This window comes from Clostridium sp. LXY-7 (assembly GCF_056172015.1).
This window is the reverse complement of record NZ_JBLLJL010000002.1, coordinates 175,087-188,752: the sequence shown is the minus strand read 5'-3', so window position 1 is coordinate 188,752 and position 13,666 is coordinate 175,087. Positions and strand designations below refer to the sequence as shown.

Annotated in this window: 12 protein-coding genes; 1 reads left to right on the top strand and 11 read right to left on the bottom strand. The window is 32.5% G+C overall.

The features are described from left to right. Nucleotides 1-81 precede the first annotated feature (81 nt). From cutC to ACI48Q_RS07870, 11 genes are all read right to left on the bottom strand, one after another. Entirely contained in the window at nucleotides 82-2,622 is a 2,541-nt protein-coding gene (gene cutC, locus ACI48Q_RS07920; protein WP_474918542.1) for a choline trimethylamine-lyase, read from the bottom strand. A gap of 50 nt (nucleotides 2,623-2,672) precedes the next feature. Next, the gene (locus ACI48Q_RS07915) at nucleotides 2,673-4,172 is read right to left on the bottom strand and encodes an aldehyde dehydrogenase family protein (protein WP_474918541.1); all 1,500 of its coding nucleotides are present in this window, start codon (nucleotides 4,170-4,172) and stop codon (nucleotides 2,673-2,675) included. A 43-nt stretch (nucleotides 4,173-4,215) separates the two neighbouring features. Next, nucleotides 4,216-4,524, bottom strand: a complete 309-nt coding sequence (locus ACI48Q_RS07910; protein ID WP_474918540.1) for a BMC domain-containing protein — start codon at nucleotides 4,522-4,524, stop codon at nucleotides 4,216-4,218. Between the two features lie 23 nt (nucleotides 4,525-4,547). Beyond that, nucleotides 4,548-4,844: a BMC domain-containing protein gene (locus ACI48Q_RS07905; protein ID WP_474918539.1), complete on the bottom strand. Its 297-nt coding sequence runs from the start codon at nucleotides 4,842-4,844 to the stop codon at nucleotides 4,548-4,550. Nucleotides 4,845-5,138: 294 nt separating this feature from the next. Next, the gene (locus tag ACI48Q_RS07900; RefSeq protein WP_474918538.1) at nucleotides 5,139-5,405 is read right to left on the bottom strand and encodes a hypothetical protein; all 267 of its coding nucleotides are present in this window, start codon (nucleotides 5,403-5,405) and stop codon (nucleotides 5,139-5,141) included. Continuing rightward, a complete protein-coding gene (locus ACI48Q_RS07895) occupies nucleotides 5,406-6,503 on the bottom strand; it encodes a hypothetical protein (RefSeq protein WP_474918537.1) in 1,098 nt (365 codons plus the stop codon). A 492-nt stretch (nucleotides 6,504-6,995) separates the two neighbouring features. After that, nucleotides 6,996-7,826 carry a MerR family transcriptional regulator gene (locus ACI48Q_RS07890; protein WP_474918536.1) on the bottom strand — a complete coding sequence of 277 codons (831 nt, stop codon included), beginning with the start codon at nucleotides 7,824-7,826 and terminating at the stop codon, nucleotides 6,996-6,998. A gap of 122 nt (nucleotides 7,827-7,948) precedes the next feature. Next, a complete protein-coding gene (locus ACI48Q_RS07885) occupies nucleotides 7,949-9,091 on the bottom strand; it encodes a 1-propanol dehydrogenase PduQ (protein WP_474918535.1) in 1,143 nt (380 codons plus the stop codon). Nucleotides 9,092-9,328: 237 nt separating this feature from the next. Next, complete coding sequence (gene tlp / locus ACI48Q_RS07880; RefSeq protein WP_474918534.1) at nucleotides 9,329-9,556, bottom strand: small acid-soluble spore protein Tlp; 228 nt, start codon at nucleotides 9,554-9,556, stop codon at nucleotides 9,329-9,331. A gap of 153 nt (nucleotides 9,557-9,709) precedes the next feature. After that, entirely contained in the window at nucleotides 9,710-11,416 is a 1,707-nt protein-coding gene (locus ACI48Q_RS07875) for an RNA polymerase sigma factor (protein WP_474918533.1), read from the bottom strand. A gap of 412 nt (nucleotides 11,417-11,828) precedes the next feature. Next, a complete protein-coding gene (locus ACI48Q_RS07870; RefSeq protein ID WP_474918532.1) occupies nucleotides 11,829-12,248 on the bottom strand; it encodes a MerR family transcriptional regulator in 420 nt (139 codons plus the stop codon). A 224-nt stretch (nucleotides 12,249-12,472) separates the two neighbouring features. Between ACI48Q_RS07870 and ACI48Q_RS07865 the strand changes: the two genes are divergently transcribed. After that, nucleotides 12,473-13,609 (top strand): zinc-dependent alcohol dehydrogenase, encoded by a 1,137-nt coding sequence (locus ACI48Q_RS07865; protein ID WP_474918531.1) that lies wholly within the window; start codon nucleotides 12,473-12,475, stop codon nucleotides 13,607-13,609. Nucleotides 13,610-13,666: the final 57 nt, after the last annotated feature.

Here is a 13,666-nt window from a genome sequence, read left to right as displayed (position 1 = left end):
TATATCTTAACTATTATCTGAAATCTACAGAACAGCTCTGCAGATTTCAGACTTTATAAATTTTAGTTTCAGCAGTGTTAATTAAAAATGTTTAAGCACAGTTCTGCTGATGATTTCATCTTGAACGTCTTTACATAACTCAACGAAGAATGCACTGTATCCAGCAACACGAACGATTAAATCACGATATTGCTCTGGATGTTTTTGCGCCTCTATTAAAGTAGCGTTATCTAAATAGTTAAACTGCATTTCTCCAAGCTGAAGGGCACATGCACTACGTAATAGTGTAATGATTCCTTGTTCACCCTCTGGTGTATCAAGAAGACCAGAGATTAACTTGAAGTTGTGAACCATACCTAGATTCATATCCTCACAACACATTTTAGAAACAGATTTTATTATAGCAGTAGGTCCTTTATAGTCAGATCCCTGTGATGGGCTTATACCGTCTGATAGAGGTAACCATGCTCTACGTCCGTTTGCTGAAGCTCCAGTCATCTGTCCAAATGGAGTGTTGTTTGAGATTGATAGTGTACCATGGGTAAGTATTGAATATAATGTTTTATATTTACGATGTTCTTGTTCAGTAAAGTTAACTAAATCAGCAGCAATGTAATCTGCATAATCATCATCGTTACCATACTTAGGCGCTTCTAAGCAGTCTTTTCTTAATTGCTCATATCCAACGAAATCAGCTTTTAAAGCTTCGTTTAATTGTTGTAGAGTATATTTCTTATCTTCGAATACTAATTTCTTTATAGCTGCCATAGAATCTGTATAAGTAGCAAGACCACTCCACACTACTCCAGGTCCGAAGTTATACATAGCTCCGCCTGCTTCTACTCCTCTACCATTTTCCATACAACCTTCATACATCATAGACATAAGTGGTTTTGGTGCAAGATCTTTGTGAACACGTTGAGAAATTACTGTAGCAACACTTGTCCATTTAGTAATGAATTTAATTTGCTCTTTAACAGCTTCTTCGAATTGCTCGTAAGTTTTAAATTGGCTTAAGTCTCCCATATCTGGGCATACTTGCTTACCATACCATAGTGGTACTCCATGGTTAAGAACAAGTTCTATACATATAGGCCATTGAGTATATCCTGTAGAAGTCCATTGATATAATCTTCCTGACTTCTGCGGCTCAACGCATCCCATTAAGCAGTAATCTCTTGCATCTTCTATAGAAACACCTTTAGCTAACATCATTTTTATATGAACATCATCAAAGTGACATGCTGGGAATCCCATACCTGCACGGATAACGTCAACTATCTTTTTAAGATACTTCTGAGGTGATCCTCTGTGTATACGACAAGCTAAAGATGGTTGGTATATCTTAACATGACGAACTGCATCCATTAATAGGTATGTTAAGTCGTTTGTAGCGTCGCGTCCTTCTCTAGTAACACCACCTACGCACATGTTAACGAATGGCTGGTAACCTGCGAAGAACTTAGAACCACCTTCACTTGTTATCCACATCATCTCAGACATTTTTATAAGCATACAACCTGATAACTCAAATGCTTCAAAGTCAGTCATACGGCCAGCTTCAATATCAGCTTTGTAGAATGGATACATGTATTGGTCAACACGTCCTATAGACATACCTGTTTGGTTCTCCTCAACTACAAGTAATGATTCTATAGTCCAAACTGCTTGAATTGCCTCCCAGTAAGTGCTTGGCTTATGAGCTGGAACTCTAGCATTTATTTCAGAAATCTTTTGAAGTTCTGCTTTACGCTTAGGATTAGTTTCTTTTGCAGCTAGCTCTGCAGCATAGTCTGACATACGTTTAGCATATATCATAACACCCTCAGCAGTATCAATTAATGATTTGTAGAAGTATATTTTATCAATATCTTCTGGTCTCTCATAGCTAAGCTCAGCTAATTTTTCTTCTGCTTCTCTTTTTATATCAAGCATACCTTTTTTCATTAAAATAACGTCATATCCTGGATTAGAGTCCCCTCCACCATTTACTGCGTGATATGAACAGTCTGAAACGAAAGATTCTCCTGAAAGCTCCCATACTCCAGCTTCACGATACTGGTCTTCGCAGTATTCATCAACGGATTTACCCTTCCAGAATGGGAATAAATCTTCACGCATAATTTTCTTATCTTCTTCTGAGATATAGAATGGGTCTTGTGCACGATTTCCTATTGTATCAATTTCATCTAGCATCCATCTCCAAGCTATATCAGGAGAAAAGGCTCCAGCACGAGGTTGTCCATTTGGTGCTCCAACTATAAGTTCATGATCTTGAATTACTAGTGGTGCAGTTTCACAGCAATATTTAAAACATTTACCACGTAAAACTGATTTAGGAGTACCAGGGTTTTCTTTTACTATCTTAGTGATAGCTCTTGCTCTATGAGTTGTTATTGTTGGAACATGCTTTAGGTAAGTTTCCTTTAACTTAACTAAACGCTCTGTTATTCCCTCTGGAATTTCACCATTATTATCATGTCCAACACCGCAAGTAGTTGATTGTTCTTTTATTACTTCTTTAGAAACACTATCAAACATTTTCATTAAACTAGCACGCTCTTCATCGGACATGTTTTTAGTAGCTTCCATAAACATATTTGAAAATTCATGAATATCCAAATTTATTACCTCACATTCTTTAATGTATTTCATATGTTAAATATGACTTTTTATTTTAAGTCCTCTAGGACTTTTCTCAAAATAACTTCTAATAACTTATAGTTATCTATTTCATTTATATTTTCATTTAATTTATCATTTGAAACTGTAGAAGTAGAATCTTCTTTACCCTCTACTGTTTTAAGAATTTCATTTACTTTACGAACCCCATATCCAACTTTACGGACATATATTAAATTCTTAGGTGAAACATTATCTGAAGTCATACCTTGGCCTGCAGAACCGCTGCCTAAAGTCATTGAAGGAAACAAATTTGTAGTTGCTCCCATGCTTCCAAAAGTTCCTGGAGTATTAACAAGTACCCTTCCAACTGGTTTCTTCAATGTGAATTGATTAATAACTTCTTCATCCTTTGAATGTATAATAAGTGTATGTCCATATCTCTCACTAAGTAACAATTCTATACACTTTTCACAAGCATGCATCCAGTCCTCTTCTATATAAAAGGCTAAAACAGGAGAAAGCTTTTCTTTTGAGTAAGGATTATTTTTAGAAACAAACTTCTGCTGTGAAATAAGAACTTTTACATCTTGAGAAACACTAAAGCCAGCACTCTTAGCTAAAAATTGTGGTGATTTACCAACCATCTCTATCTCAGGACTTCCATCTCTATTAAAAAGAATTGATCCAAGCTTCTCGGCTTCCTCTTCTGTCATAAAGTATCCGCCATTTTTAATAAATTCTTGTTTTACTTCTGCCACAATACAGCTCTCAACAACAATTGATTGTTCAGCTGCAGAAACAACTCCATAGTCAAAGCTCTTACTGTCAATAATATCTTTAGCTGCCTCTTTTATATCAGCTGTACGCTCTATGAAAGCTGGACCATTTCCGTTGCCTCCATAAATTACTGGCTTACCGGATCTATAAGCTGCATCAAGGATTTCTGGAACTCCTGTATTCATTATGAGAGAAGTATCTCGATGATTCATAAGTTCTGATGAACCACTTGGTGTTACTATATGCAGATATGCAAGAGCACCTTCTGGAAGTCCTACCTCTTCTGCAGCTCTAATCAAAATATCAAGTGTTTTACTGATTGTATTTTTAGCTCTTGGATGAGATGAAAATATAATCGCATTTCCTGATTTAATTGCAATCATTGCTTTATATATGGTTGTAGATACAGGGCTAGTTGCTGGACAGAAGGCTATAACAACCCCCATTGGTACTCCAACATCCCTTGTCCTATTTATTTTATCTTCCTCAATAATACCTACACACTTCATACCTTTAAGTCTATTTTTCAAATACTGGCATACAAATTGATTTTTGATATATTTATCTTCCCATTTTCCATACTCAGTTTCTTCATTAGATATTTTTGCAAGTTCCTTTAAGTGTTTTTCAATCTCTTCAGTCATACGTGCAACTATCTCATCAAGTTTTTCTTGTGGGAAGGTTGCTAATTTTCTTTGTGCTTCACGAGCATTTTCAACAAGAATCCTAGCTTCCTGGATGGAGAGTAAATCATTATCAATAATATTCATTTTTCTCTCTCCTTTTACTTATTACTTAAAAAATTTTTAATTCTTATTCTGTTATAAGATTTGTAATCGCATAGCGCTTTATTATTTTTTCAAGATCTTGATGTGGTCTTGGTATAACTATTGAACTATAAAGGTTTCCACCTTCCATTCCTTCAACTGCTGCAACACCAGCTTCTACCGCTGTTTTACAAGCACCAACATCCCCACGAACTAACACCGATATATAACCTGATGCAACATTTTCATATCCTATAAGTTCAACGTTTGCTGCTTTGCACATAGCGTCTGCTGCTTCTAAAGCAAAAACCAGACCAAAAGTTTCGATTAATCCTAAAGCTTCATATCTTGCCATATGTATATCCTTCCCCTTCTCTTTTATGCATCGATATCGTGTACTGACACAATATCTCCAACTTCTCTAATAGGACGTGGCATAACATTGTGTGCCGTTAATTTTCCAATAGCAGCAGCTGCTTCAGCACCTGCTTCTACAGCAGATCTTACCGCACCAACATCGCCTTTTACCATAATTGTTACAAGGGTTGAACCAATATTTTCATATGAAATTAATTCAACATTAGCTGCCTTAAGCATTTTATCTGCAGCTTCAAGTGCAGGAACTAATCCTAATGTTTCTACAAGGCCTAAGGCCTCTTCCCCATAATATCTCACTTCTAATTCCTCCTTACTGTTTTTAGCTCAGTATACTTTTTCTTGAATTACATAACTTTTATCATCATTTGCATGCTTCCATATATTTTTGTTGTGTTATTAATGTTTATTATATTCCTTACCCCTTGGGTAAAAGTCAATATATTCTGTATAGTAAAAATTTTCAAATAATTTTACCATGAAGTATGTTATTTCAAGTAAAATTAACTTCTAACATGAAGTAAAAATAATTATTTTACTACAATATGTAGGATTCACTTCATATAAGCATTCCCCTATGGTCAGTGTTAGAAATTAGTCAGCAATATATTTATTAATTGTAGCCGCACCCTCTTCATGTGCGTGATAATAAACCTTTAACTCTTTATTTTTATCTAATTGAAGTCTTGTTTCTTCAATCAGGCCATTTGCTTCTGCTGTCATTAGTGCGTTAATTACAGCATCCTTCTTTAGGGCCTTAAAATTTCCATATGTTCCTTTTAGTGCTTCTATAACATCATCAGCACAAGCTTCTTCAACTTTAGTAAAATATTTTAAAATTGCGTAGTTAAGTGGCTTCATCTATTCTACCTCCATGCTTTTTCTTTTTAACAAATCAAGGGGATTCATGGATATTGTAAGAATACCAAACATCATTATCATAGCTCCAATCCAAGCAATAGAAGGTAATGACCATCCGTCCATTCCACCATATACACCTAATACTAATAAGCAGAATAGTGGTCCAAAGAAGGAATATGTAGCATTACATGCAGTACCAAGTCCTGCTCCGCACATACTGTTTCCAGCATACCATGTCATAAATGTAATGAATGATAACAACCCACTTAAAACAAACCAGCCCATTGCAGGAGTACTTGTAAACGCTTGTACAGCAAGACTAGCAGAAATATTAACTCCTCCAGCCATTATTCCGAAAATTGGGACTAATATGAATAAATTTGCTATACCTGATGTTACTTGACGAATACAAATACCAATTTCAGGGTCAATCATTGCTGTACCATATCCAGCTACACAACCTTCAAATCCCCATCCAATAGCTGCAATAATAGCTATTAAAATACCAACTAAAGTGCCTGCTGAAGTATCACCACTAAGTCCTGTACTACCGATTAAGAAGCTAGCAAATACACAAACCGCAATACCAAAAGCCATACGCTTATTTAATTCCTGCTTATATAAAACTTTACCTAATATAGCAGCAATCGCAGGACAAAGAGCTGATATTGGAACAACTATTGAGCCAGCCATTTGAAGAGCTATAACATAAGCAGTACCAGCTATAGGACCACCGATAAGCGCTGCTAGTATCATAACACGTCCTGGTTTTGTGTTGATACATCTTATAAAATCTCCAAATTTACCTTTAACTCCTGCATATAAAAGCGCCCAGACAGCACTACATATATCATTTATGGCATTACCCAGTGCTGCAAGCAAATATGCTATAACAAATACTGATAAACCAGCTGTATTATTACCATACCAGTCAGCCCAAACTCCTTTAGTCATACCCATAGTTAGAAATGCAGTATATAGTCCATAGGCAAGTCCTGAAAATAAAGCTAGTGATATGCCCCTTTTGAAGAAATTACTTGATAATTTCTTTTTCGCAGCGATTGCTTCTAAATTTACTGCTTTTGAAACTCCATTCATAAATTAAAACTCCTTTCGCTTATGCGATTAATGATTTTTTAAATTTATATTATTAAATAAAAATTTACGATGAGTATACTTTAATATGATTCAAGATTGTTATAATTCGGTACATTCTATTTTTAAGCTATTGAACACCTTTTCACTTTGTATCTTGTAGGTATTTATCCTTTAGGTAAATTATATTCCTTTCCCTTTGGGGCAGAGTCAATAAATATTTTACAAGAATATTTAAATAATATTAAAAAATTTATAATCATAGTTGCAATTGAAACTTAATAAATAGACATAAATAGTCTGTTAAAGCTGAAATTAAGGCACTTTTAAGTTTGTTAAATATCAAACTTAAAAGTGCCTTAATTATAATGAATATAAATTTAATTTTCTGAAATCTATGAAGACATTTTATTTGCTAATATTGATTATTCACAATTAGAGTGCTACTAGACCTTTATACCTTACCCTACGGTTAATGTTTTTAACATGATAAAATTATTTTTTTCTACTTATTTTGATCAAAATTTCTGTTACAAACTTATCAGTGTTTTTAGTAGTCCAATAATCTGTTACATATCTTTCATAGGATTCTTCAGCACATATATAACCACGTTCTTGGGTCCACTCTTTTATTTTTTTATATGTTTCATCAATTGTTTCATGGGCTCCTATATGATAACAAGAAGCTGCCATCCAACCACCAAATTCAATACTTTCTTCTTCTTTACACTTTAAAATTGTCTCTTGCATTATCCTCATCTTACTGCATTTTCCATTAATTTTATCTTCAAAGCATGGAAAACATATAATTACAGGACCTGTTATTGCATTATTTATACTGTCTATATAATTGTTAAACTCTATATTAATTATAGAATCCATATAATCATATTTAAAATCTTGATTTAAGAAGATCAATCTATTATTGTCTATATATTTTATAGCCACATCACAGACATTATTTTCAATTACCATCTGTGCCTCAACTATAAGATCATCCCAATCTTTAACGGATTTTATTTTTAAACTTATTTCATTCTCGAGTTCTTTTAATTCATCAATTTTTCTTCTAAAACTTTTATGAACAAAGTCATAGGTGGTACCTTTTAAAAAAGCTCTCATTTCATCAAGGGTAAATCCACTTTGCTTATAATATTTTATCACTGGCACAGATAATAAAGTCTTCTTGCTATAATATCTGTAACCGCTTTCATCAGATACTTTATCAGGAGATAATATACTCTTTTCATCATAAAATCTCAGTGCTTTTTTGGTTATTTTACATATTTCTCCGACTTTACCTATTGAATATAATTCTTCACCCATGTTAAGTCCCCCCTTTTTTTCTTATATTTTAAATTATATTTTATTTTATATAGATTTTCAACTTTTCTGAAAAATAGCTCACAAAAAACCACCCATTAATGAGTGGTTTATAGTACATTATTTTATCCAAAAACTTTATCTAAAATTTTTAATAAATCTTCCCTTGAGACTTCTCTAGGATTTGCCGTTGTACACACATCCTTAAGAGCTGCATTAATAATTTCTTCTCTTGATGCTTCAGCCAAATTCATATCAGCACCTTGTTCTTTTAATGTTGTTGGAATCATCAATATCTTTTGAAGTTCTACAACTTTTCTAATTAGATTATTAACACCAATATTTACATTTGGTGCATGTAACTTCAATAATTTGGCAAGCCTCTGGTATTTCTTAGCTGCTATGCTATATTCAACACGGAACGCATCTTTATTTAAATTAGCATTATATTCAATTACATAAGGAAGTATCATTGCATTACTTCTTCCATGAGAAATATGTAATTTCCCACCTACAGCATGAGCTAAACTATGAGTAATTCCAAGTCCAGCTGAATTAAATGCCATACCAGCAAGGCATGATGCATTGTGAAGCTTTTCTCTTGCTACTATATCATTTCCATCAATATAAGCTTGTGGTAAAAATCTAAAGGCTAAAGTAAAAGCCTTTTCTGCAAGAGCATCTGAAAAATCAGTAGCATTCTTTGAAACATAGGCCTCCATAGCATGTGTAATTACATCCATTCCTGTATCAGCAGTTATAGCTTTAGGTACAGATTTAACCAGTTCAGGATCAAGGATAGCAACCGTTGGAAGAAGAGATTTATCTGTAAGAGCATACTTTAATCCTTCTTGCTTGTTTGTAATCACTGCATATTCAGTTACCTCAGAGCCTGTACCACTTGTAGTAGGTATAGCATAAAACTCTTCTATAGAGGAAACTCCTCCAGTAATTTTTTTTGCATATTCTTTCATGGCCTTAGCTCCATCAATTGATGAACCTCCACCAAGAGCTATCATAACCTGTGCATTACAACTTTGTAACTTTTTAATACCAGCAGCAATAATTTCTACAGATGGATCAGGCACAATATCACTATATATAGCTACTTCACAGTCAACAAGCTTTTGTTGTACTTTTGCAGCCATACCTGAAGTTTCCATGAATTTATCACATACTATCAGCACTCTTTTATTATTAATTTCATTTAGTCTATCTAAAGACCCTTCTCCAAAATACACATTTGTATTAATACTAAATTCTTTCATATACATTCTCTCCTATTTCAAAAAGTATCAAGATATGAATGAATTAGCTATTCTTTAACTTAAAAATAAAATTAACCTACAATTATAACAATAAGTAAAGCTTATAATAAACTTTACTTACTGTATTATATCAATATTATATTAATATTACAATACTCTAACACCATCAGGTTTTGTATCAAATTATAGTGAAAATTTTATTTTTTAATTTTCCCATTATAAGTTCAGTTAAAAATTTTATTTATAATTGTTTCGTTTATCCATTGCTTCATCTTTAATTTCTTCTCTCATAGCATTAAGAGATTCTTCTCTTCTATGATTTTTTTCACTCAATGTTCTTTTCGTATTTTCATCATCTGTTTGTTCAATCATCTCATCTGCACGATGAATATTTTCAATAGTATTGCTAATATTATGTTGAATTCTATCTACATTATCTCTTCTATCATCTGGTTTGTTTTGCATGATTTTATCTCTCCTTTGTTTTTAAAGTCTATGTTTTAATAAGGTAGTTTATATACAAATACCTTCTTTCTTTATTATGTCTATAAATATATTTATTATGTGGTAATAATTTTTAATTTCTTAAAGATAATATTTTATTGTACACAGTTTATTCTAAAGTTTATTAGATGCACTTAATATATATTTTGCAGCCTCTCTATCTTTTTCTAAAGCCTTCAATATTATCTTAGATATATTTTTACGGACCTCTGGATCTGAGAACTTAATATATCCATCTTGATTCATAAAGCCTCCCGTAAGCTCTAAAATCTCCCACATCATATTATGTTCTTCTCTAAAACATTGGGCTGCAATCTTTAAATCCTCCTCCATTACTGAAAAATATTTAATAATGTATTCAAAAAACTTGGCACCATACCACCGTCTCTCCGCTAATTCTAGACAGGTTACTTCTTGAATAGCATAGCGATTTCGAAGTATACCTTCATCCTCTCCTAAAAAATAGTCATCATTTAATAAATCCTTTGCCCAAGCCATATACCCCTGAAATCCTGTAGGTGTATTGTTTATATTGTTCTTGTCCATGAGTTCAGCACCACACTTCAATACTTTGTTATAAATATAATCTAAAGAAATTTCATCTTTTTTAGCTCCAATTATAATTATAGCTGATGTGTCATAAAACCAATGTCTTGTTCTAAAGTATCCACAGGGTTCAAAGTCTATGTTCTTATCTGAGTTATCCTGAAAATAGCTCCATCCAATCAAAACTTCCCCATCTTCATCATATCCTGTTATAATTGACCATTCTGTAGGCCCTACAATTCCTAGACCCATCACTGGTTTTTTCTTATCCCTAATGCTTTCAACAATTCTCTTCTGAATATATGCTTTATCTTTAAAATATTCTTTATTAGCAGTAACTTTATCAGCACAGTTATTATTAAATATAAGTTCATAATCATAGCCACATGCCTTAAATAATATATCTATCTGTTCTATAGGATTATCAGCGAAAAAAAGAGAATCAATTCTACCGCCTTCCTCTGTTCTTAAATTCCAATTCCAGAAAAATCGAAAAGCAGCCCCTGATACGCCCATAAGAAAAATATATGCGTTATTCACTCTTAAATTTCCTTCCTCAATGACCTGAAATCCATAGTTTTCTCCAATATGTTCAAGACATACTCTCATTGCACTTGCTAAAGGCACATTTTCAGGTGCCATATTTTCAATAGGCTGGAAGCCAATACTACCTATTCCTTGTAAAACTTGTTTCTTAAATTCATTATTTATAGATACACGTATTGTTTCAATATTTTCTTCCAACATATAAATTAGCTCCTTTTTTATTTTTCGTTTTGCACTATGGATGCGATTATTTATAGTTGTCACTGGTAAATTTAAGAAACCTGCAATGTCTTTGTAGGAATAATTATTAATATAATGGAGCACTAATAATAAACCTTGCTCCTTTGGTAAAGCTTTTAATGCATCAAATATCTTATTCCGTGTATATATCCTATAAACTTCATTTACAGTAGTATCTTCATAATTTGATAAGTCCTGAAATTTATCCAAGCTAATAGCATTAATTTTCTTTTTTCTAACAATTCTATTGCAGGATGAAAATACTATTTTCCTTATCCATGAACTAAATGCATTGGGCTCCTTTAATCTTTTTATATTTAGATATGCCTGTATAAAAGCTTCCTGTGCTGCATCTTGTGCATAATGAAAATCTCCTAAAATGGAATACGCATATCCTACTGCCATATCCTGATATATTTCTATAATTTCACCAAAGGCCTCTGAATCTCCATCAACTGATTTTTTAATTAATTCCTTCATATCTACCATAAGTAACAACCCCCTATTAACTGCTTTCATATATAAGAGCCATGATTTATACTTTTTCTTTCATATTTAAATAAAATTTTTTAATTATTTATTATTGGTTTATCTATTTATTGTATATTCATTTTGTATTTATTGTAAATAAAGTTAGATCCATCTTCTGAAACAGTGATTTCTAATAGCTTATATTTAGTTGTTGATGAAGGTGAATAGTGATGAGTAAAGGATTGCTAAAAGTATAAAAATATACAATAAATACAGCTAGCAAAACTTAATAAATTTTACTAGCTATTCTTATAATATATTATTTGCCCAATTGGGAAGTTTTTTATATCTCTCACCTTCATAGAGGATAGGGGTATTACAGTGGCTATACCATTACAACAATATTACTAAAGACACCACATCTGTAAAATTAGCCATAAGCTCTAAAGTCTGATATTTCTTCTAATATTTTTATAGGAGCCATAGCTCTAACCGTATATTTATTTAAATATTTTTCTATATCATTACATGCTTTCTTAGCCTTCTCTATTCTACTAATTACAGTATTTAATCTAGCTATTTCTTTCATTACCTTATCATGTTTTTTATCTAAAACACCCTCTATTTCCTTTATATCACTTTGTCTATAAAGCTTTTTAATATCCTTGAATTCTAAATCCAATGATCTATAAAATTCTATTGCCAATACAGTATCCATATCTTTTAAATCATATTGTCTATAATTGTTATCATCATTTTGTGTTGGCTTTAAAATTCCCTTTTCTTCATAGTATCTTAACTTATTCCTAGAAATACCCATTATATTGGCTATCTGACCTATAGTATACATGGCACTCTCCTTACTGATATTTATCCTCTTGGTAATATCTTATCATACATATATATTTGTTTTTCATAAATTTATTATATTAAACTTACCCTATGGTCATAATGATTAATACATATGTTCTAATAATGATAATTCCTATTAACTAAACATTATACAAATAGGTTCTTATTTTATGAAGTTCTAGTTAACTCAATTTTATAATATTGTTAAAGTAGGTGATATCAATGAAGGCAATAGTTTATGAAGGGGTAAGAAATGTTAAAGTTAGAAAGGTTGAAGACCCTAAAATTCAAAAGGCTGATGATATAATTGTAAAAGTAACTTCCACTGCTATTTGTGGCTCTGATCTTCATTTAATTCATGGTTTCATTCCAAATCTGCCAAAAGGATTTATACTGGGTCATGAAACCATGGGGATTGTAGAGGAAGTGGGTAAAGAAGTAACTAAAGTAAAAAAAGGAGATAGAGTTATTGTTCCTTTCCCTATTTCTTGTGGACACTGTTGGTATTGTGAACATGATTTATGGAGCCAATGTGACAACTCCAATCCTAATGGTGAAGTTGGAGGTATATTTGGCTGTAGCACCAAATATGGTGACTATAATGGTGGTCAGGCACAGTTTTTAAGAGTTCCTTATGGTAATGTAGGACCAAAGGCTATTCCAGAGAACTTAAGTGATGAACAAGTATTATTTTTGACTGATATCTTGCCTACCTCCCTTTGGGGAGTAGATATTGCTGGTGTAAAATCTAAAGATACTGTTATAGTATTAGGCTGTGGTCCTGTGGGATTACTAACTCAGAAATGGGCTATATATAAAGGAGCAAAGAGAGTAATTGCCGTAGATTGTGTAGATTATAGATTAGACCATGCTAAGAAATATAATCAGGTAGAGACAGTAAATTTTCAACATCACCACAATACTGGAGAATATCTAAAGGAAATCACTGGTGGAGGAGCTGATGCTGTAATAGATTGTGTAGGCATGGATGGTAAAATGTCCAATATAGAAAAGGTAGAAAGCTTTTTAAAGCTTCAAGGTGGCTCTAAATCAGCTATTGAAATGTCATCACAAGCTGTGAGAAAAGGTGGCACTGTTGCATTGGTAGGAGTTTATGGCTCTAAATACAACGGATTTCCCTTAGGAGATTTTTTCTCTAGAAATGTGACCTTAAAAATGGGCCAATGCCCTGCTCATTCATATATTGATCCAATTTTAAAATTAATTAGCTCTGGTAAATTTGATGCAACGGATATAATTACTCATAAGCTTTCCATTGATAAAGGAGAGCACGCATACAAAATTTTTGATGGCAAAAATGATAACTGCATAAAGGTTATCTTAAAACCTCAATCTTAAAGGTAAATTTTTCACTAGAGATTTAAAGACACTATGAATATTATTTTATTATAGTGT